Source organism: Granulicella mallensis MP5ACTX8, assembly GCF_000178955.2.
GTDB classification, from domain to species: domain Bacteria; phylum Acidobacteriota; class Terriglobia; order Terriglobales; family Acidobacteriaceae; genus Granulicella; species Granulicella mallensis.
The window spans coordinates 3964121-3983490 of sequence record NC_016631.1 but is presented as its reverse complement, the minus strand read 5'-3'; the positions used below and the strand labels follow the sequence as shown (position 1 = coordinate 3983490).

At 60.3% G+C, this 19370-nt stretch carries 19 protein-coding genes; 10 read left to right on the top strand and 9 right to left on the bottom strand.

Annotation, left to right across the window (positions count from 1 at the left end; all coding sequences use genetic code 11):
• Positions 1–156: 156 nt before the first annotated feature.
• A complete protein-coding gene (locus ACIX8_RS15825) occupies positions 157–846 on the bottom strand; it encodes an ABC transporter ATP-binding protein (protein WP_014266372.1) in 690 nt (229 codons plus the stop codon).
• A 217-nt stretch (positions 847–1063) separates the two neighbouring features.
• Here ACIX8_RS15825 and ACIX8_RS15820 point away from each other — a divergent pair, with 217 nt between their 5' ends.
• The gene (locus tag ACIX8_RS15820; protein WP_014263964.1) at positions 1064–2134 is read left to right on the top strand and encodes an IS5 family transposase; all 1071 of its coding nucleotides are present in this window, start codon (positions 1064–1066) and stop codon (positions 2132–2134) included.
• Between the two features lie 271 nt (positions 2135–2405).
• Here ACIX8_RS15820 and ACIX8_RS15815 read toward each other — a convergent pair whose 3' ends face one another.
• On the bottom strand, positions 2406–3647 hold the full coding sequence (locus ACIX8_RS15815) for an ABC transporter permease (protein ID WP_014266371.1): 1242 nt from the start codon (positions 3645–3647) through the stop codon (positions 2406–2408).
• A 599-nt stretch (positions 3648–4246) separates the two neighbouring features.
• Between ACIX8_RS15815 and ACIX8_RS15810 the strand changes: the two genes are divergently transcribed.
• Entirely contained in the window at positions 4247–5407 is a 1161-nt protein-coding gene (locus tag ACIX8_RS15810; protein ID WP_223295357.1) for a VWA domain-containing protein, read from the top strand.
• A gap of 255 nt (positions 5408–5662) precedes the next feature.
• Here the strand turns inward: ACIX8_RS15810 and ACIX8_RS15805 are convergent, their stop codons facing one another.
• The 3 genes from ACIX8_RS15805 to ACIX8_RS15795 all read right to left on the bottom strand — a co-directional run bounded on the left by ACIX8_RS15805 (position 5663) and on the right by ACIX8_RS15795 (position 7913).
• The gene (locus ACIX8_RS15805) at positions 5663–6166 is read right to left on the bottom strand and encodes a DUF4149 domain-containing protein (protein WP_014266369.1); all 504 of its coding nucleotides are present in this window, start codon (positions 6164–6166) and stop codon (positions 5663–5665) included.
• Positions 6163–7551: a peptidase associated/transthyretin-like domain-containing protein gene (locus ACIX8_RS15800; protein ID WP_014266368.1), complete on the bottom strand. Its 1389-nt coding sequence runs from the start codon at positions 7549–7551 to the stop codon at positions 6163–6165. Before ACIX8_RS15800 ends, ACIX8_RS15805 begins: the two co-directional genes overlap by 4 nt.
• A gap of 89 nt (positions 7552–7640) precedes the next feature.
• Positions 7641–7913 carry a hypothetical protein gene (locus ACIX8_RS15795; RefSeq protein WP_014266367.1) on the bottom strand — a complete coding sequence of 91 codons (273 nt, stop codon included), beginning with the start codon at positions 7911–7913 and terminating at the stop codon, positions 7641–7643.
• Positions 7914–8051: 138 nt separating this feature from the next.
• On the opposite strand from ACIX8_RS15795, the gene ACIX8_RS15790 reads away from it, so the two are divergent.
• From ACIX8_RS15790 to lysA, 3 genes are all read left to right on the top strand, one after another.
• A complete protein-coding gene (locus tag ACIX8_RS15790) occupies positions 8052–9275 on the top strand; it encodes a tetratricopeptide repeat protein (protein WP_014266366.1) in 1224 nt (407 codons plus the stop codon).
• Between the two features lie 68 nt (positions 9276–9343).
• Complete coding sequence (locus tag ACIX8_RS25300) at positions 9344–9664, top strand: PspC domain-containing protein (protein WP_014266365.1); 321 nt, start codon at positions 9344–9346, stop codon at positions 9662–9664.
• Entirely contained in the window at positions 9661–10932 is a 1272-nt protein-coding gene (lysA, locus tag ACIX8_RS15785) for a diaminopimelate decarboxylase (protein ID WP_014266364.1), read from the top strand. Before ACIX8_RS25300 ends, lysA begins: the two co-directional genes overlap by 4 nt.
• A 35-nt stretch (positions 10933–10967) precedes the next feature.
• On the opposite strand, the gene ACIX8_RS15780 is transcribed toward lysA, so the two are convergent.
• Both ACIX8_RS15780 and ACIX8_RS15775 read right to left on the bottom strand, forming a co-directional pair.
• Positions 10968–11261, bottom strand: a complete 294-nt coding sequence (locus ACIX8_RS15780; RefSeq protein ID WP_014266363.1) for a type II toxin-antitoxin system RelE/ParE family toxin — start codon at positions 11259–11261, stop codon at positions 10968–10970.
• Positions 11249–11533, bottom strand: coding sequence for a CopG family ribbon-helix-helix protein (locus ACIX8_RS15775; protein ID WP_014266362.1), 285 nt, complete (start codon positions 11531–11533; stop codon positions 11249–11251). Before ACIX8_RS15775 ends, ACIX8_RS15780 begins: the two co-directional genes overlap by 13 nt.
• A gap of 215 nt (positions 11534–11748) precedes the next feature.
• On the opposite strand from ACIX8_RS15775, the gene ACIX8_RS15770 reads away from it, so the two are divergent.
• The 4 genes from ACIX8_RS15770 to ACIX8_RS15755 all read left to right on the top strand — a co-directional run bounded on the left by ACIX8_RS15770 (position 11749) and on the right by ACIX8_RS15755 (position 15415).
• A complete protein-coding gene (locus ACIX8_RS15770; protein WP_014266361.1) occupies positions 11749–12489 on the top strand; it encodes a YebC/PmpR family DNA-binding transcriptional regulator in 741 nt (246 codons plus the stop codon).
• Positions 12490–12560: 71 nt separating this feature from the next.
• Positions 12561–13292, top strand: coding sequence for an acyloxyacyl hydrolase (locus tag ACIX8_RS15765; RefSeq protein ID WP_014266360.1), 732 nt, complete (start codon positions 12561–12563; stop codon positions 13290–13292).
• A 112-nt stretch (positions 13293–13404) separates the two neighbouring features.
• Positions 13405–14352, top strand: a complete 948-nt coding sequence (gene ftcD, locus ACIX8_RS15760) for a glutamate formimidoyltransferase (protein ID WP_014266359.1) — start codon at positions 13405–13407, stop codon at positions 14350–14352.
• A 142-nt stretch (positions 14353–14494) separates the two neighbouring features.
• Positions 14495–15415 carry a hypothetical protein gene (locus ACIX8_RS15755; protein WP_044178824.1) on the top strand — a complete coding sequence of 307 codons (921 nt, stop codon included), beginning with the start codon at positions 14495–14497 and terminating at the stop codon, positions 15413–15415.
• A 343-nt stretch (positions 15416–15758) separates the two neighbouring features.
• Here ACIX8_RS15755 and ACIX8_RS15750 read toward each other — a convergent pair whose 3' ends face one another.
• Positions 15759–16004: an anti-sigma factor family protein gene (locus ACIX8_RS15750; RefSeq protein ID WP_014266357.1), complete on the bottom strand. Its 246-nt coding sequence runs from the start codon at positions 16002–16004 to the stop codon at positions 15759–15761.
• A complete protein-coding gene (locus ACIX8_RS15745) occupies positions 16001–16672 on the bottom strand; it encodes a sigma-70 family RNA polymerase sigma factor (RefSeq protein WP_014266356.1) in 672 nt (223 codons plus the stop codon). The genes ACIX8_RS15750 and ACIX8_RS15745 overlap by 4 nt, the downstream gene beginning before the upstream one ends.
• A 399-nt stretch (positions 16673–17071) precedes the next feature.
• Between ACIX8_RS15745 and ACIX8_RS15740 the strand changes: the two genes are divergently transcribed.
• A complete protein-coding gene (locus ACIX8_RS15740) occupies positions 17072–19186 on the top strand; it encodes a transglycosylase SLT domain-containing protein (RefSeq protein ID WP_223295355.1) in 2115 nt (704 codons plus the stop codon).
• The last annotated feature ends 184 nt before the right edge of the window (positions 19187–19370 follow it).

Below are 19370 nucleotides of genomic sequence, written 5' to 3'. Positions count from 1 at the left end.
TCAGAGGTCGAAAAGGTGTTGAGTGTATCGGTGATGCGGAAGACTTCGGGGTCCTTCGACTGCGTAGCTCGCCTAGTGCGCGAGCTACTTCGCTCAGGATGACGATTTTGTGGTGTGGGTAAAGATGGCTGGGATTGCGAGTGGTCTGGGTTGGCTTTATGCCTGCACCAGCCGCCCCTCTCGCAGCCGCAGAACGCGGTCGCAGCGGGAGGCGAAGTCGAGGTTGTGCGTTACCAGGACGCTGGCCAGCAAGTGTTCCCGATGCAGGCCCATCAGAAGGTCGAAGACGCGCTGGGCGGTGGCGTTGTCGAGATCTCCGGTGGGCTCGTCTGCCAGCAACAGCTTCGGTTGCGTCACCAGTGCGCGGGCGATGGATACACGCTGCTGTTCGCCGCCGGAGAGCTCTCCTGAACGGTGATGGCCGCGTCCGCCCAGACCTACGCGGTCCAGCCAGAGCGCAGCCTGTGTCATGGCCTGCTTGTGCGGAGTTGCTCGGGCCAGCAGGGGCATGGCGACGTTCTCCAACGCGGTGAACTCCGGCAACAGATAGTGAAACTGCCAGACGTAGCCGATGTCGCGATTGCGGAAGCCTGCGGCCTCTTTGGCGTTTAGCCCTGTAACCTCGATGTCGCCACACCAGACCTGGCCGGAGGTGGGTTTATCGAGCGCGGCCAGCAGGTGCAGCAGAGAGCTCTTGCCCGCGCCGCTTTCGCCGACGATGGCGACCATCTCTCCGGCGGAGACCTCCAGCGAGAGGTCGCGGAAGAGTTGCAGACCGGTCGCCCCGGTGGAGAGCGGGGCGTAGGTTTTTTCGAGTGCGAGGGCGCGGAGAACGGGGGAGGTCAACGGGGGCTCCAGGTTACGCCATAGCGTTCAGGTTTGGTGTCGTGGAGCCGGATAGACATGATGCCTATTTTAGAAGGCATCGTTTCGAAAGGGCGGCTGTGAGTGCGTTTTTGCCGTTGCCTGTTTTTCTTTCGGCTGCGAACAAAAGGCCCGGGGCTAAAGAGGGTGCTGAAGAAGTCTCTAGGTTTTAAACAGGGTGATTTGGTAGGAAGGAGTCATGCGTGGAGACGAGCAGCAACAGGAAGAGATGTTCAGCTACGGGAGCCTGAGCCAGCGAGTGCCGTTGGATCATCCATTGCGGCGAGTGCGAGCGATGGCCGATGAGGTGATGGGGAGCCTGGAGACGCGATTTGAGGGGATGTATTCGCGGATGGGGCGTCCGTCGATACCGCCAGAGCAGTTGTTGCGTGCGCTTGTTTTGCAGATGCTGTACTCGGTGCGTAGCGAGCGGATGCTGGTAGAGCAGCTGGAGTACAACCTGTTGTTCCGCTGGTTCGTGGGTCTGGGCATGAACGACCGCGTGTGGGACGCGACCAGCTTCACCAAGAACCGAGAGCGGTTGTTGTCGGGGGAGGTGGCACAGGTGTTCTTCTCTGCGGTGGTGGCGTCGGCGCGGCAGCTGCGGCTGTTGTCCGATGAGCACTTCACGGTGGACGGCACGTTGATCGAGGCGTGGGCTTCGGAGAAGAGCTATCAGCCCAAGGCTGGCCCGCGGCCGCCTAAGGGCAAGGGCTCAGGCCATGGTGGAAGCGTGTTGAAGTCTGACACCCACGAGTCGAAGACCGATCCGGAGGCGCGGCTGTATCGCAAGGGTATGCGGATGGGCTACCGTCTGCGGCACATGGCACACGTAGTGAGCGAGAACCAGCATGGGCTAGTGGTGGCTACCGAGGTCACCACCTGTTCTCCCACCCAGGAGCGAGTGGCTGCTGTGCGGATGATGCGGCGGCTGAAGCAGACGGTGAAGCCGAAGATCGTGGCTGCCGACAAGGGCTATCATGAGCAGGACTTCATAGGCGCGATGCGGCAGATGGGGGTGGAGGCGCATGTGCCGAGATACAGGTGCAAACGTCCCTGCCTGGTCGATCCGGCGCTCTATGAACAACCTGAGTACGCCGTGAGCCAGAAGAAGCGGAAGTGGGTAGAGCGCTTCTTCGGCTGGCTGAAGACGACCGCGAACCTGGCCAAAACAAGACACAAAGGGCATCGCAAGCTGCACTGGAACTTCACCCTCGCCGCTGCCGCCTACAACCTCGTCCGCATGGCCAATCTCACCGCAGTCAGCTGAGCTCCCCCCAAAAAACACCACTCTCAGAAACACCTAAGCGGCAAACTCGGCAAAAAATAACGCAAATCCTCAACCCCAAAAACCGTCAGCCATCTTCGATAAAGAAAAGGCCACTTCTTCAGCAGCGTCTAAAGCCCAATTCTTGCTTGTCCTTTATTCCGTAGCCTAAAGGCTACGGCTCCCTCCGTCTCCGCGACGCTGAAGCGTCGCGGAACGCGCTCCGCGCAATGGGATGACATGCCTAAAACAAATGCTCAATTTGCAGATTGTTCTACTCGTAGCGCAGCGCTTCCGCCGGGAGGATGCGTGCCGCGGAGGAGGACGGGTACAGTGTCGCCAACAGGCTCATGCTCAACGAGACGGCCGCTACGATCAGCGCATCGACGATGCGCGGTGCGAAGGGCAGGTGGTCGATCGAGTAGACGCCGGGGTCCAGGTGGATGAAGCTGTAGTGCGAGCCGGCCACGCTGGCGGCGTAGCCCAGTACGATGCCCAGCACCGTGCCCAGCGAGGAGATCAGCAGGCCCTGGAAGAGGAAGACGCGCCGTATCTGGTCGGCGCTTACGCCGAAGCTCATCATGACGGCGATGTCGCGGGTCTTCTCCATCACCATCATGGTGAGAGCGATGAGGATATTGAGTGCGGCTACGACCACGATCAGGGCCAGCACGATGAAGGTGACGACCTGTTCCAGCTTGAGGGCGCGAAAGAGTTCTCGGTTCTGCTCCATCCAGTTGGTGACCTGGAAGCCCGGTCCGGCGGCCTGTTCGAGTGTCTGGCCGACCTCCTGCGCGCGATAGAGGTCGTCGATGCGGAAGCTCATGGCGCTGATGAGGTCGGGCTCGGAGAAGAGCCGCTGCGAATCCGACAGCCGCATGAAGGCATAGCTGGAGTCGTACTGGTAGAAGCCCGAGGCGAAGATTCCCACCACACGGAAGCGCTGATAGCGGGGAACCAGGCCGAGCGGGGTGAGTTCGCCCTGAGGGCTGGTAACGAGCAGGGCGTCGCCGACGGTCGCGCCGAGGGTCTCCGCAAGGTCGTTGCCGATGACGATGGGGGGTGCCAGTTCGTTGCCGGCGGTCGCGGTCGGTTCGAGTTCGGCGGCGGAGCCCTGCTTGATGGACTGCAGCAGATCGCCAACCTTAAGCTCGTCAGCGGGGATGATGCCCTTGATGAGCGCACCGCCGGAGTGGGCGCCGCGCGAGATGAGTACCTGGCCGAAGAGTCCGGGGGCAACGGCCTGGACATGCGGCATCTGGGCCAGTTGTGCCATCAGGGGACGCCAGTTGTGGATGCCATCGCCCGCCGTGCGCATCAGCATGACATGGGCGGTGGACCCGACGAGCCGCTCCTGCAGGTCGCGGCGCATGCCGTTGGTGATGGCCAGCGCGACGATCAGGGAGGCGACCCCGGCTGCGACTCCGATGATGGAGATGACGGTGATAAAGCCCACGACAGCCTGACGGCGGCGGGCACGGAGATACCGGGCGGCGATGAAAAGTTCGAAGCGCACTCAGTCGCTATCGTAGAGCAAGTTCTTTGGTTTGATGTGGAAGGATGTGAGGGGTGTGGAAAGGTCGGCCGGAACTGAGTGTTATTTTCTTTTGTGCGATATCCAAGTGAAACACGATTATGAGATAATTTTCGGGCGCCTCTGGTCGGGACGACCCCCCACCGGTTGCATCCCTTGATAGGAGGCGCCATTTGAAAGCAATGGGTCCGCTGGCACCCCCCAGCGGCCCATTGTGTTTAAGGGATCGGTGGCGGGTTTGGATCTGTGGCGAGGAAGCGTTGTTGCTTTTCTTGTTGTCATTCCCGCAGGGAATCTGCTGTTTGTTTGTGCCATAGGAGTTTTTCGTGGGGCAGGGATGGACAGGGCATGCTTTGAGTCGGGTTCTTGCGGGTGTCTCCAAATAGATGGGCTGTGCTGGCAGGCAGCAGATTCCCTGCGGGAATGACAACAAGAAAGGCAAAGGCAACAATAACAGCAGCAGCAGAGCTGCTTGCTATGCGTGCATCGTTCTTCCGCTGGAAGAAACACCGGGATTGGGTCTAAACTCACTTGTAAATCACTACGTCAGAGACTCGGACCCGGCAGGACAGGTGTTCATCATGCGAAAGAGACTCATTCTTGGCTTGGCGATGATGGTAGCGGTGCTGTCTGCCCAGGGGCAGTCGACCAAGCCCGCTCCTCCGGCCCCGACCTCCCCGGCTCCAGTTCCCACGGTCCCTCAGACCGATGAGGGCGGCCCCGTCATAGATAACGGCTCCATCGTGTTGCCGAAGAAAAAAGAGGAGACTCCGCCTCCTCCGGCACCCGCTGAAGAGAAGGTCAAGAACCCCGGCGAAGAGGTCTTCTCGATGCGGGTGGATGTGCCCATCGTGAACCTCGATGTCAGTGTGCTGCTGGACAGGACGCATGCGTTTGTTCCGGGATTGAAGGCGGATAACTTCCTGGTGGTCGAGGATGGGATCGAGCAGGAAGTCCAGACCATCCGCACGGCACGGACGCCGATTACGGCGGTCATGCTGCTGGAGTTTGCTTCGAACTCGTATGCGTTCATCCAGGACATGCAGAACGCTTCGGCCAGCTTCTTCCACTCGCTGCAGCCGGACGACTATGTCGCCGTCGAGACGTACGACATGCGCATGCATGTGTTGACCGATTTCACGAACAACAAGGACACGATTCGCCAGGCGCTGCAGAGTCTCACGATGCCGGGCTTTCGGGAGACCAACGAGTTCGACGCGCTCTATGAGACGCTCGACCGTTTGAGCCGCGTGGAGGGGCGCAAGTACATCATCCTGATCTCCAATGGGCGCGATACGATGTCGCGCCTGACGCTCGACCAGATGATGGCGAAGATCAAGGCGACTCCGAATGTAACGATCTACACGATCAGTACCGGGGGGCTGGCGCGGGAGTTGAGCGATGCTCGCGGACAGATGGGTGGTTCGACGCGCATGAATTACCTGCAGGCCGACAATCAGATGCGTACCTTTGCACAGATGACCGGAGGCGCGAGTTATCAGCCCCTGTTCCAGGGGGAGTTGCCGGATATCTTCTCGCAGATCAACGAGTCGATCCGCACGCAGTACGTGCTGACCTACAAGCCGACGAACAATAAGAATGACGGCACCTTTCGGAAGGTGAAGATCTATCTCGTGGACAACGAGGGGAAGCCGCTGAAGATGCAGGATGAGAAAGGGAAGCCGCTGAAGTATTCGATTATTGCAAGGGATGGGTATCGGGCGAAGCTGCCGGTGGAGTAAGGGGCTGTGGTTTTTGAGATTGTGCCCAAGCCGGGTGGGGTATAGACGCTAAACGAATCCCACAAATCTTCGAAGCGCGCTCTGCGTTGGGGGGATCGTTTGCGGTAGCAAACGACCGTACTTTCCAATACAGGCACCATCTCCACTACGAGCCGAAAGCGGTCGTGCTCCCGCACGATACCCCACCCTGCCGCGCAAAAGACGCGCGTCGAGGATGGGGCACCCGACTCCCGATTTGGGGCTTGTGGTTTGGTGTTAGCTGACGAAGCGGTCGAAGTCTTCGCGGCCGTGGATGGGAGCGAGGACCAGGAGCAGGAGGCCTTCGATCAGGACTGCGCCTTCCATCTTGACCGAGAGTCCGTGCAGCCGTCCGAAGTGATGTACGGCGGGTAGATCCTGCGATGCGGTGGCGATGTCTCCGCCGACGGAGAGGCGGTCGTTTTCCATGCGCGGCAGGATCGAGAACTGCGAGTAGAGCGTGATGATGAGCATCACAATGACCAGCACCAACTCTGCCGCGCGGGCAGGGTGACTGTCGCGTTGGGTCGCCAGCAGGGTCAGCGTCAGAAGCAGGTACAGAAGGCCCGCGATCAGGCCGATATGGTGCAGCTCGCTCAGCGTGCCGCGGACGATGATGCCGGCCTCGTGCGCGTTGGGCAGGGAACTGAACGCCACCTTGGTGACGAAGCCGAAGAAGATGAGACCACCGACCCAGGTTGTAGCGGCGAAGGAACGAAGGATGCGAAGAAGAGTGGTCATAGTGAAACGGATGTCCCTGCTGAGGTTGCCTGTGCGCGTTTCAGAGCGCGGCGCAGAATCAACTCCAGTGCGGCTTTGAGCTCCTGGTACTCGTTCTCTGAGATGCGGTTTTGAAGATGTTCGGTTTCCAGGGTGAAGAGCTCTTCTTTGAGTACGGTCATCACCGTCTTCTCCCACGCCAGGACGTTGTTACTGCTGGTATGGGGCTCCGGGGAGAGGAGGGTTTGCATGTCGCTTTCGGTCAGGACGCGAGTGAAAGGCTGCGGCTGAGGTGCGCCTCCGATGCTGGGGGCTCCGGAGGGCTTGCGCAGCAGCAGGCCTGCGGCGGCAGTCAGCAGCACGGCGAGGCCGCCGAGGATCCACCACTTGTACTTCGCCCACGGGTCGCGGGTGCCTTCGGGGTCCAGCGGATTCTGCAGGCCACGGCCGGGCATCTTGTTTTCGGTCTCGGGGATAGGCTGTCCGGAGTCGGCGCCCTGTGCCTGGGGTTGGCCCTGGGCTTGCGAGCCGCCCTGGTCGGGAGCGCCCGTGTCGCGCGGAAGCTGGCCGCTGCCGGAGAGGGTGAAGCCCATCGGCTGTTCGGGGGAGACGTTGCGCGCGACGAAGGTCTGCGCGTTCACTTCGTCAGTGACTGAGGTGTAGGGGGTATTCGGCGCCTGGGCAAACGTCATGCTCTTGGGCAGCATGATGGCGATGGTGTCGGTGGTCATCGAAGGATGCGGCGCGAAGTTGAACTTGCCCGAGTAGGGAAGACGGTAGGTGACCTGAAAACGCGTCTCGCCCGGGCGGATGGGGAAGAGGAAGGTGTAGTGGTTCTTTTCGGCAAGCGGCACGGGCGCGGCCTGAACGGGCATGCCGCCCGGCGCGAGCGCGGCGGAGCCTTCGACGATGGCGCCCTCGGGGAGCCAGAAGTCGAACGGCTCGTTGGAGAACTGGGTCATGGGCGGTGTCGACTCGTTCTTGACGAAGAAGTTTTCGACGACGTGCAGACCGTTGCCGCTGCCATCGGTCTGGATGCGCATGACGTCGGCTTCGCTGCTCACACCCTTGACCTTGGGGGCGGCGTTGTAGACGTCGATCTCGACGGAGTCGGTTCCCGGAGGCGCGGGACGGAAGTAGTTGGCCTTGTCGTGCGTGACGCGGACGAGGTGAATGCCGGTGTCGGGAACGTCGAGCTTGAAGTGACCGTGCGCATCGGTCTTGGTGCGCGTGGACTCCTGCATGCCCTGCTGCAGACGGATGAGCACCACATCGTCGCCGGCGGCGGGCCGGTTGTTGGTGCGGTTCGTCACGGTGCCGGTGATGGAGTCGGCGGCGAAGGCGGCGATGGGCAGGGTGAGTGCGAGGACGGTCAGGCTGCGGAAGAGAGTTCTGAATGCGGGCACAACTAAGGATACTTCAGGAGCGAGGGGCCAGGGCTGAGGGCTTAGGGTTCAGAATGCAAAGAAAAGTTTGCTGGGCCCTGAACCCTGCTCTAGCCGCCGAGGGAATCCATCTCATTCAGGATCAATGCTGCTTCCGCTTCCAGAGAGGCGCGCTGTCTCGCGTAGTCGTCTTCCGGGTACTTTCCTGCGCGGTATTCGAAGTTCAGGTCGCGCAGGTTGTCGTAGACGACCTCTTTGCGCTCGCGCAGGTAGTCGAGGCGAGTCTTTTCTACGACGGCCGCCAGCCTTTGCTGCGGCCAGAAGATGTAGGCGAAGCAGCCGATGGAGAGGAGCGTGACGGAGAGGATGATCTGGGTGTTCATAGCAGCGGCCTCGGTTCGGCGCAGACCTGGAGTGGCGGCGGGAGAAAGCCGGCGCCGATTTTCGTGCGTCGAAGGTATAGTGTATCTGCGGTTGCCCTTTCGCCTGAAACCGGGTGGAGCGGCAGGAGGTTTCTACTGGTGAGTCGAAGTCGGCGTGTGGTGCTGGCAGTCCTTATGGCGGTCATGACCCTGGGTGGGATGGCTGCGAACTGCAGGGCGCAGGCTGCGGCGCATACCGACCCCCTGAACCTCGACCCCGTCGTGCGGCAGGGGTATGAGCGCTTCTACAACCTCGACTACGACGGTGCGCTGAAGTACTTCAACCAGGCTACGCAACAGCATCCCCAGGAGCCGATGTCCTGGAACTACGTGCTGATGGCGACGATCTTCCGCGAGCTTTACCACCAGGACTTGCTCGATACGACCTACTACGCGCATGACAGCTTTCTTTCGACCAAGCGCGAGGTAGAGGTTCCGCAGGCGACGCGCGACCAGATCAACTCGCTGACCGACAAGGTCATCGCGATGTGCGACGCGCGGATCAAGAACAATCCGAACGATAAGAACGCCTACTTTGCGCGGGGCTATGCGCATGGTATGCACTCGGCGTTTATTACGCTGGTGGACCACTCGTTTGCCTCCGCGGCGAAGCAGGGGTACGAGGCGCGCAACGACAGTGAAGCCGCGCTGAAGATCGATCCGCAGTATGCGGATGCGAAGATGGCGATCGGCATTCAGCAGTTTGCGGTGGCGAGCCTGCCGCGCTTTGTGCGGCTCATGGTGGGCATCATGGGCGTGGGCGGATCGAAGGAAAAGGGTCTCGACATGCTGCGCGACGCTGCGGCGCATGGCGTGATTACAGGTATCGAGTCGCGCACGACGCTGTCGCTGTTTCTGCGGCACGATGGCCGCTATGCCGAGGCGTTGCAGACGCAGCGCGGGCTGGCGGAGCAGTATCCGCACGACTACCTCTTTCAGCTTGAGGTGGCGAACCTGTTGAAGGATTCGGGGCAGGGATTGCAGGCCATCGAGGCGTACAAACATGTGCTTGAGTTGGCGCAGAAGCCCGGGTACTTCGTGGACCCGCGTCTGCAGATGGCGTGGTTTGGCCTGGCCGATACGCAGCGGGGATACAACGACATTCACGCTGCGGCGGAAGGGTACATGCAGGCCGCCATGCAGACCAATTGCAGCGACTGGCTGCGTAAGCGCGCGCAGTTGAATGCGGGCGAGATGTATGACCTGTTGCATGATCGCGCCAAGGCGGTGCAGATGTACCAGATGGCTGCGGCGTCGGGTGGGGACCAGTCGCAGGCAGAGGCGGCGAGGAAGTATCAGAAGACGCCGTTTACGGGGAAGTAAGGCTTCGCGCTATGGAACCACGAGCACTCATTAGCCGTATGAAACAATGAGTTTAGTGGGAGGCCACGATGGTTTGCACGGCATGCAGTAATTCAACAAATTCCAGCGCGAAGTTTTGCAGCAGTTGTGGCAATCCCTTCGCTTATGAACCCTTTTCCGCTCCGCAGGGACGCCTTGTCCGTCCGCGCGAGGGCCGCATGATTGCAGGTGTTTGCGCGGGTTTTGCGCAGCACTACGGCTGGGACGTCACCCTGGTGAGGATCGTACTTTGCCTGGTGGTGTTGTGCGGCGCGGGTAGTCCTATTCTTGGTTACTTCATCGCATGGATACTGATGCCGAATCTTCAGTACGTGCAGCCGTCACAGGCCACAGGTGCAACTGCTTCGTGAGTTCGATCTCTTCCCCTCGTCCTTTTGTCTATGCCGGGTCGCGCCTGGAGTGTTCAGGCGCTGACCTCAGTGAGTTGGCAGCGCAGTTCGGCACGCCGCTCTATGTCTACTCAGGCGACGCCATCGCAGAGCGCGCGCGGATGTTGCAGCAGGAGTTTGCCGGTGTGCTGCATACGATCTGCTACGCAGTGAAGGCCAACTCTTCGCTGGCCGTCATGCGCATGCTGGGCGAGTTGGGCTGCGGCTTTGACATCGTCTCGGGGGGAGAGCTGGAGCGGGTTCGCCGGGCTGCTCCTGAGGCTCTGGGGCGCGTTGTCTTCTCGGGCGTCGGCAAGCAGGCGTGGGAGATGGACGCCGCGCTGGACGCGGGGATTCTGCTGTTCAACGTCGAGAGCGAGGCCGAGCTTGAGGTTCTGGCAGAGCGCGCGCAGGCTCTGGGCAAGATCGCGCGGATTGCGCTGCGGGTGAATCCCGATGTCTTTGCGGAGACGCATCCGTATATCTCCACCGGTCTGCGCGAGCATAAGTTTGGGATTGCGATTGAACGCGCGCGTGAGGTCTACCAGCGCGCGGTGCGGATGCAGGGCATCGAGCCGGCGGGCGTGAGTGTGCATATCGGCTCGCAGATTCGTAGCGTCGAGCCGTTTGCGGAGGCGGTGCGGCGGGTGCGGTCGCTCGTCGAAGACCTGCGCGGCGATGGTATGGATATTCGCTATGTCGATGCGGGCGGTGGGTTTGGTATCGAGTACGGCAAGGCGGAGTTCGATCCGGCGGCGCGGGTGGCGGAGTATGCCAGGGCGCTGCGCGAGGTGCTCGACGGGTTGAACGCACACCTGCTGCTGGAGCCGGGACGGTTTCTGGTGGCCCAGGCGGGGGCGCTGCTGACACGGGTGCTCTATACGAAGCAGAACGGCAAGAAGCACTTTGTGATTACCGATGCCGCGATGAACGACCTGATACGTCCGGCGCTCTACCAGGCACACCACGAGATCGTGCCGGTGGTGAAGGACGAGCGCGCGGTCCAGGTGGCGGATATCGTCGGGCCGGTCTGCGAGAGTGGCGATTTCTTTGCCCGCGACCGCGAGACGCAGGAGCTTCGCCAGGGCGACCTGGTAGTGCTGCTGGACGCGGGAGCCTATGGGATGTCGCTGGCTTCGCACTACAACACGCGTGTCCGGCCGGCAGAGGTGCTGGTCGAGCAGGGCAGGGCGAGGCTCATCCGGAGACGGGAAACGCTGGACGATCTGCTGGCTGCGGAGCTCATATAACTAATCCAGGCAAAGGCGGTCAGTGGCCGCTTTGTCTATTGATACCCTGCTTCAAGTCCATGACGAACAGCCAGAATGACGACCTTTTTGCCATCGAAGTGGTAGAGGGCAAGATAGCCGCTGCTGCCGAATTCAATGAACCATTCCATGAACTCTGGCAGCATGTCCTCAATGAATCGGCCAGCTTCAGGGTGCCGTGCCAGAGGCTTTACCTGCTGACGAATTGCCTTGATAGCGCGTCTGGCCGCATCAGGGCTCTTGGTTACCAGAAAAGCGTGCAGGCGAACTAAATCCTCAACGGCTTCAGGTGACCAGATTAGACGTGGCATTTAGGAGCTTTGGCCTTTTCGCCATTTTCCAATTTTGCAAGCCAGCTATCGGCCTCTTCTGCCGTCAGGTGCAGGCCTGTGGTCTGGTAGTTGTTCCAGGCGGCAAGGCCGGCCTGGCGATATTCTTCTCGCTTTTCTTCGCGATCGACATACGTTTCAATGGCATCAATCATGAGCCAGTGGGAGCTTCTGCGTCTCGATTCGGCTAAATGCTGCACGCGTTTTTTTAGCTCGAGATCGAGCTTCAGACTGGTTGTAGAAGCTGTAGCCATGTCGGGTGCCCCTATGTGTTACAAGGTGTTACTTTTCGAGAATACGCATTTTGCGGAGGCACCGCAACGGCCTCGTGACGCCGGGCGAAGGGTTGAAGAGGCGAAAAACTTAGCCTCTACATGCTACAATCGCGAACGACGAAGACGCATGGATGGCCGCTGCTGGCGTGCCTTTTCAAGCGGATACGATTTCACAGGTAGTAGAGGTTCACTCGATGTCCGGCCACTCAAAATGGGCGACAATTAAGCATAAAAAGGGCGCGCTCGATGCCAAGCGCGGCAAGATCTTCACGCGTCTGATCAAGGAAATCACCATCGCTGCCAAGGGCGGCGGAGGCGATCCGGACGGTAATCCCCGCCTGCGCGGCGCTATTGCTGCGGCCAAGGCCGAGAACATGCCGGCCGACAACATCAAACGGGCGATCCAGAAGGGTACCGGCGAGCTGGAAGGCGCGGCCTACGAAGAGATCACCTATGAGGGCTATGGCCCGGGTGGCGTCGCGGTCATCGTCGAAGTGCTGACCGATAACCGCAATCGCGCTGCGAGCGAGATTCGCCACGCCTTCTCGAAGAACGGCGGCAACCTCGGCGAAACCGGCTCGGTGGGCTATATGTTCTCGAAGAAGGGTGTCATCGTGGTCGCGAAGGCGGTGGCTGACGAGGAGAAGATCACCGAGGTGGTCCTCGAGGCCGGCGCCGACGATCTGAGCGACGAGGGCGAGAACTGGGAGATCATTACGTCGCCCAAGGACTACGAGGCTGTTGTCGAGGCTCTCAAGGCCGCGAAGATGACCCCGGAGCACGCCGAAGTGACGATGATCGCTTCGACCTATACCAAGCTCGAAGGCACGACGGCTACGGCGATGTCGCGGTTGCTGGATGCCATCGAAGACCTCGACGACACGCAGAACGTGTATTCGAACTTCGATATGAATGAAGAGACGATTTCGGCTTAGCTAGTGCATCTCATGTTTGGAAGATGCGAAAGCCGCCATTCCAATGGCGGCTTTCGACTGTGAGGAGTGGAATGAAGTTTGAGCAGTTTGTGGGTCGTGTCGTATGTGTGTTTGCGCTGGCAATCGGCGTACCAGCCGGAGCCCAGGCTCACCTGGCTAACTCGCCGGTGGCGGATGCCGCCTCGAATACCTCGTGGGACTACGGCGCGCTGCTGCAGGGCGGTGTAGGTCTGCAGGACCGGACCGACTATAGCTTCCTGCTCGTCGGTGGACATGCCGGCAAGATCCTTACCCCGGAGATCGGCACAGGCCTTTTCAAGGGAAACGTTGAGTACGCCGTCGAAGTCTTTCCGTTCTGGCAGTCGTATACGCCGAAGTTTCAGCGGCTCGCTTGCCCCACGGGCGCAACGGTCGCGGCCCAGTGCAGCAATCCCTACACCGTAGGCGGTACCTACACGGGAGCCAGCATTACCCCGATCATGGTGCGCTGGAACTTTACGCACGGCAGGCGTCTTATGCCGTGGGTGCAGGCGGCCGGCGGTGTGGTCTGGACGAACCATAAGTATCCCGCTGTGGGCAACCTGAACGCGGGCGATCCGACGCAGACAGGCCCGCAGGCGAACACCAGCGTGTGGAACTTTACGCCGCAGGGAGGCGCAGGCGTTCACTACTTCGTCAAACCGCGCCGCTCAATCGACTTCAGCGCGAATGCGGTGCATATCTCGAGCGCCAGCCTCGGCGACAAGAACCCGGGCGTAAATGTGAGCCTGCAGATGTCGATTGGCTATAGCTGGTGGAAGTAGAAGCTGCGGGGGGAAGCAGATTCGCTCCACCCCAGCGAGCAAAGAACGCTCTCTGGGGACCCCGGTCTGCGGGAATGACAGAAAGAAAAGCAAGAGCAAAAGCAAGGACCAGTTGACAGACGAAAAGCACAGCAACGGAGAGGCATCGACAGTACCGCAGATCATCGAGTGCGTTCCGAACTTTTCGGAGGGGCTCGACGCGGGAAAGCTGGAGGCGATCATCCGCGCGATGCGCGTCGACGGGGTACACCTGCTGGACTGGTCGCGGGATGCGGACCACAACCGCTCCGTGGTGACGATTGCGGGTTCTCCTGAGGCCGTCGTCGAGGCTGCGGTGCGGGGAGTCGGCAAGGCGGCTCAGTTGATCGACCTGACGCAGCAGACGGGGGTGCACCCTCGTATCGGAGCGGCGGACGTGGTTCCTTTCGTTCCGGTGAGCGGACTCTCCCTGGTGCAGTGTGTCATGCTGGCCCGACAGGCGGGGATGGCCATCTGGCGGCGTTTTGGGGTGCCGGTGTATTTCTACGAGGCTGCCGCCGCGAGGCCTGACCGCGTGAACCTCGAGGATGTGCGCCGGGGTCAGTTCGAGGGGTTGCTGCGCGAATCGGTTAAGGATGCGACCCGGCGGCCAGATATCGGCGGTCCGGAGCTGCACTCGACCGCGGGGGCCAGTGCCGTGGGGGCTCGTAAATTCCTGATTGCTTACAATATCTACCTGCAGCAGCCGGATGTAAGCCTGGCGCGGGCGATTGCGCGGGAGATTCGAGCGTCGAACGGCGGTTTGTTCGGGGTGAAGGCGATGGGCGTCATGGCCAATGGCCGGGCCCAGGTGAGCATGAACATCACCGATTTTCAGCGGACTCCGATGACCAAGGTCCATGCGACGGTGGAAGAGGTCGCAAAACGGCATGGCGCTGAGATCTGCGAAGGCGAAGTCATTGGATTAATTCCTGAAGAAGCCTATGAGCCGAACGCCGAGTGGGTACGTCAAACCATTAACTTCGATCCAGAGCGGAAGGTGCTCGAGCGGCGGCTGAAACAGCCGTTGGACTGGCCATAGAGCCAGATTGCACCGGAGATTTCGCTTGCGGCTCGGGTGGATTCACGCAAGAATAAGACGGGTGCGCGGAATCGCGCGCCTTTTGGAGAGCACAAACGTGACGATCTGGAAGAATTGGAAGTACGGAACGGCGGTAGCCGCAATGGCGGCTATGGCAATGGCACCGATGGCGGTCCAGGCTGCCCAACTGGGTGGGGATGCGCGGTCGTCGATTCCGAAAGATGTACAGCAGATTATCGTGGTTGACTACAGGGCCATGCAGAACTCTCCTGCGGCGATGCAGTTGAAGGATCGCGTGCTGCCGCCTGAGTTGAAGCGACTGGAGACGGCGCTGAAGACCTCAGGACTCAAGGTCGACCAGGATGCCGAAACGCTGGCCTTTGCGGCCTTCAATGCACCCGGCGGAGCCGGTACGCGAATCGTTGGCGTGGCGCAGGGTCAGTTCCAGACCCAGGCCATTATGGCCAACTTTGCCAAGCAGAAGACCAAGCCGATGATGATTCGCAACAACAGCGTCTATCCCATGGGCTCGGGCGGCATGAGCGTCGTGTTCCTCAACCAGACGACGATGGTCTTCGGCGACCACGAGGCTGTGAAGGCTGCACTGGATGCGCGTGACGGTTTGACCCCGAACTTCCTGCAGAACAGCGACATGATGAACGAGATGGCGATTGTGGACAATCGCGCCGTCTGGAGCCTGCTGGACCAGAAGGGCACACAGACCATGATGAAGAGCGCCCTGGGCGAGGCCGCGCAGCTGGCGGACTACGATACGGTGAAGAACCGTATGAGGAGCTCCCGCTACACGATGGAGTTCACCAACGGTGTTCGCTTCAATATGTCGGTTGTGATGTCGGACACGATTACGGCCGCGACCGTGGCGACCCTGATGAAGGGCGTAGCCATCATGAAGCAGACCTCAGGTTCGCCTATCGAGAAGTCGGCGATGGACGAGACGAAGATCGACTCCGCCGCCGGTACGCTGACCGTGGACTTTTCTTCCTCGGATGGCCAGTTTGCCAGCCTTCTGGGCTCGCCGCTGTTCCAGTCGGTAGTCAAGTAGTCGAGAGTTTTTGGGACAACAGAAGAGGCGGCCTTCGGGCCGCCTCTTTCTTTATTTTTCGGAAACCCCACAGAATCGTCATCCTGAGCGTAGCGTCTCGCGTATTTTGCGAGACGCGAAGTCGAAGGACCCCGAAGAGTTCGTCTTACCTCTACCGCTAAGACCGTTCCAACCGAAGGGGCTGGAGCACGAGAGTTAGAGGTGGAAAAGATTCGGGATGCAGGGGCAATGTGAAGGGTGTTGGGGTTCTTCGACTGCGGAGCTCGCAAAGTGCGCGAGCTCCTTCGCTCAGAATGACGGTTCCTCGGTGAGTCGAGGGATGGTTACTCCGGGAGCCGAAGTTTTATTTGCTGACCGATGCTTTGCATCGGGTCATGACGGCTGCGCGCAGCCGCTCGGAGAGCTCTTCAGGAAACTCATAGGGCTGGTGACCTCGATAGACGTCGATGGTCTTGCGCGTCGTGTCGACCACGACCTCGCAGTGATGGCACGTGCCGAGGTGTTCTTTGACTTCCGCAAGCAGCTCGGCGTCGATGATCTGTCCGTCGAAGTAGTCGGTTAGTTTGGCTAGAAAATCCGTGCAATTCACTTGGAGCCTTCTTTCGTCTTCCGAAAGTAACGGCTGAGACGCTCGCGAAGTTGCAGGCGAGCACGCAGCAATCGAGACTTGACTGCCGGGACGCTCAGTCCGAGCGCCTCCGCAGTCTCTTCGGTCGACAAGTTTTCGATGTCGCGCAACGTGAAAACGGTGCGAAATCCTGGGGGCAAACCTGCAATTGTTTTGCGCAGGATCTCCGCGAGCTCCGATTGGGAGTAATTTTGCTCCGGATTGGGCCTCCACTCGGCGAAATCCCGGGGGATCGAGCCTTCGTCGGTCTGGACATCCTGGTCCATGGAGACCGTTTTGGAGGTTTTCCGCTTCCGCAGCCGCATCAGGCTCTCGTTGACGGCGATCCGGACCAGCCATGTGGAAAACTTGGAGTTTCCTTGGAACTGGTCGAGCTTCTGGAAGGCCTTGAAGAAGACGTCCTGGGTAATATCTTCAGCGTCTTCGCGGTTCTGCGTGATGTGCTGGGCGGTGCGGAAGATCTGGCGGTCATATTGCCGGACGAGCTGCTCGAAGGCGCTCGTATCCCCCGCCTTGGCGCGTTCGACGAGCTCAAGGTCCGGATGGGGAGGCTCCGCCTGCAGCGTCGCAACAATTTCAGGCGGCAGGTCGGTCAGGTCTTCCGTAGTGGATTGGGTTTGAACAGCCATAGTGCGTTGCTTGTAAGTGTACAGGACGCGGGCCAGTTACCTCGCATGGTTCGCGCAGCTTCAGGTCAGAAAGGCACAAGGAGCGTTTGCGCCTTAAAGTCTAAAGAGATGATGGACAGCATGAGCGGTAGGTGGTGGGGCGTCAGATTTGTCGCGATAGGATTGCTGGCTGTGCTGGCAAATACGAGTGTTGTCTCAGCGCAAACATCCGGCAAACATAAGAAAAAGGCTTCGGGTTCGGTTGCAACTCACAGATCTAAAACGACTTCGCACGCTTCGCAGGCGGGCCGGGGAACGAGCCGCAAGGCATCGGCAAAGGGAGCCAGGGGGAAGAACGCGCGTGGCAGAAATCGCGAAGTTGTGGTTTCAAAGGGCCACCACGCACGCATGAGGGTTGAAGTGGCGCCCACGGCGGAGAGCCGGCGGCTTACGCTGGCCTTTACGGCGTCCGCGCAGCTTCGGCCCATGGCGCAGCAGCTCATCGCGACACGCAGCGCGGCGGCCTACAACGGCGTGCTGGGCTATGCGTCGTCGCACTCGGGGGAGGCCGGCGCGGCGGCGGACCTTTCGGTAGGACACGCCTATATGTTGGACCACCGCTATGCGGAGGCGGAGAGCGCGTTCCGGCAGGCAGGGCAGCGCGGTCAGTCGCTGGATGATTATGCCGACTACCTCGGAGCCCAGGCAGCGGTGCAGGGAAACCGGGCGAGCGATGCCTATGCGTTGCTGGATCACTTTGCGGAGCGGCACCCGGGGAGCCTGTTTGTGCCTACCGCGCCCATCCTGCTGGCGAACGCTTACCTTGGGAACAACGATCCGGCCAGTGCGCTGCGGGTCCTGCTGCCGCTGCAGTCCGAGCCGGCTGGAAGCCACGTAGACTTCCGCTTCACGCTGGCCAAGGCCTATCAGGCCAGCGGCAACACTCAGCAGGCGGCGGCCCTCTATCGCGGGCTCTATACCCGCGATCCCTTGAGCAACGAGGCCGCGGAGGCGAAGACTCAGTTGGCAGCGATGAATGTGCCGCTGACCGCGGCGGAGCGCAAGCAGCACGCCGATGCGATGTTCAATGCCAAGCACTATGACATTGCTCAGGAGGAGTATCGTGCGCTGCAGAAGAATGACAGCGAACTCTCGAGCGCTGACCGTGATGCCCTGGAGATCTATGCTGCCGTCTGCGACCTGCGGCTGAAGAAGCTGAGCCGTGGAGATGTAGATCATCTGCCGGTGACGGGCGATGACAGTGCCGCACTGAAGATGTATCTGCAGTCGGAGCTGGCCCGCAACGAGGGCAGGACCGACGAGCACGACCGCCTGGTGCAGCAGATGCTGTCACAGTATCCGCAGAGCCGCTGGCTCGAAGAGGCGCTGTACTCGGGCGGCAACATGTACTTGCTCAAGCGCGATTCGGCACATGCGATTGCAGAGTACACGCTGCTGGGCCAGCACTTTCCGCGCAGCACGTATGCGCCGAACGCGCATTGGCGCGCTGCCTGGCTGAGCTATCGCCTGCGGCATTATGGCGACGCCGCGCGGCTGATGGATGAGCAGATTACGAACTATCCTGCCGGCACGGAGATCCCAGGCGCGCTCTACTGGCGCGGCCGCATGTATGAGGATGTCGAGGGCAACTTCGGGCAGGCGATCAACTATTACAAGACGCTCGATGCGTCTTATGTGAACAGCTACTATGCGATGTTGGCACGGCAGAGAATCGCCGTGCTGGGGAATCGCACGACGCCGGAACCAGCAGCGGCGCTGGCCTCTGTGCGGCCTGTGAACGATCCGGAGCTGACGGACTCGCTGCCGGAGAACGATCCGCATCTCATCAAGGCGCGTCTGCTGGCAAACGCCGCGCTGAATGAGTACATCCGTCCGGAGATTCAGTTGAGCGAGACCTCTTCGCAGTGGGGCGCGCTGGCTGAGGCGGAGATCTACGAGAGCTTTGGAGAGAACACGCGCGCGCTGCAGGCGATGAAGCGCAGCGGCCTGCCGTTCTTCTCGCTGCCTGTTGCGGAGGTGCCGATGGTCTACTGGCAGCTGGTGTTCCCGCGGCCCTACTGGCAGGAGCTTTCGAGCAACGCGCAGATCAACGGACTCGATCCTTATCTTGTGGCGTCCTTGATTCGTCAGGAGTCGGAGTTCAACCCCGGTGCGGTGAGCAAGGCCAATGCGTATGGTCTGATGCAGCTGCTGCCGTCGGTTGGAAAATCGCTGGCGAAGCAGACAGGCAATCGTCATCTTACGACGTCCGACCTGTTGAACCCTTCCATCAATCTTCGACTGGGAACGATCGACCTGAAGAAGTCGATCGACCGCTATAGCGGGCAGATCGAATATGCACTGGCCGCGTACAACGCGGGCGACCTGCCGGTGCGGCAGTGGATTGCGACGAACGACTACAAGGATATTCCGGAGTGGGTGGAGTCGATTCCGTATACCGAGACGCGCGAGTATGTGCAGGGAATTCTGCGTAATCGCGAGTTGTATCGCGCCGTTTACTCAGGGAAGCCATAAGGTGGGTCTGCCTGCGATACGATAAGAAGGCGAATCTTTAAAGCGCGCCCGGATGGTGAAATCGGCAGACACAGCGGACTTAAAATCGTTTGCATGTCGTTCAGGATGGCTATCAAGTATAAGAAAATAAAATAGATATCGATATTTTTCTGTTCGTAAATCGCTTGCACAACTCTTACACATT

Bases quoted from the DNA above. Each gene is read 5' to 3' on its own strand.
- ACIX8_RS15820 (WP_014263964.1), top strand. From the start codon at position 1,064: ATGCGTGGAGACGAGCAGCAACAGGAAGAGATGTTCAGCTACGGGAGC.
- ACIX8_RS15810 (WP_223295357.1), top strand. From the start codon at position 4,247: ATGCGAAAGAGACTCATTCTTGGCTTGGCGATGATGGTAGCGGTGCTG.
- ACIX8_RS15805 (WP_014266369.1), bottom strand. From the start codon at position 6,166: ATGACCACTCTTCTTCGCATCCTTCGTTCCTTCGCCGCTACAACCTGG.
- ACIX8_RS15795 (WP_014266367.1), bottom strand. From the start codon at position 7,913: ATGAACACCCAGATCATCCTCTCCGTCACGCTCCTCTCCATCGGCTGC.
- ACIX8_RS25300 (WP_014266365.1), top strand. From the start codon at position 9,344: ATGGTTTGCACGGCATGCAGTAATTCAACAAATTCCAGCGCGAAGTTT.
- ACIX8_RS15780 (WP_014266363.1), bottom strand. From the start codon at position 11,261: ATGCCACGTCTAATCTGGTCACCTGAAGCCGTTGAGGATTTAGTTCGC.
- ACIX8_RS15775 (WP_014266362.1), bottom strand. From the start codon at position 11,533: ATGGCTACAGCTTCTACAACCAGTCTGAAGCTCGATCTCGAGCTAAAA.
- ACIX8_RS15770 (WP_014266361.1), top strand. From the start codon at position 11,749: ATGTCCGGCCACTCAAAATGGGCGACAATTAAGCATAAAAAGGGCGCG.
- ACIX8_RS15765 (WP_014266360.1), top strand. From the start codon at position 12,561: ATGAAGTTTGAGCAGTTTGTGGGTCGTGTCGTATGTGTGTTTGCGCTG.
- ACIX8_RS15755 (WP_044178824.1), top strand. From the start codon at position 14,495: ATGGCGGCTATGGCAATGGCACCGATGGCGGTCCAGGCTGCCCAACTG.
- ACIX8_RS15745 (WP_014266356.1), bottom strand. From the start codon at position 16,672: ATGGCTGTTCAAACCCAATCCACTACGGAAGACCTGACCGACCTGCCG.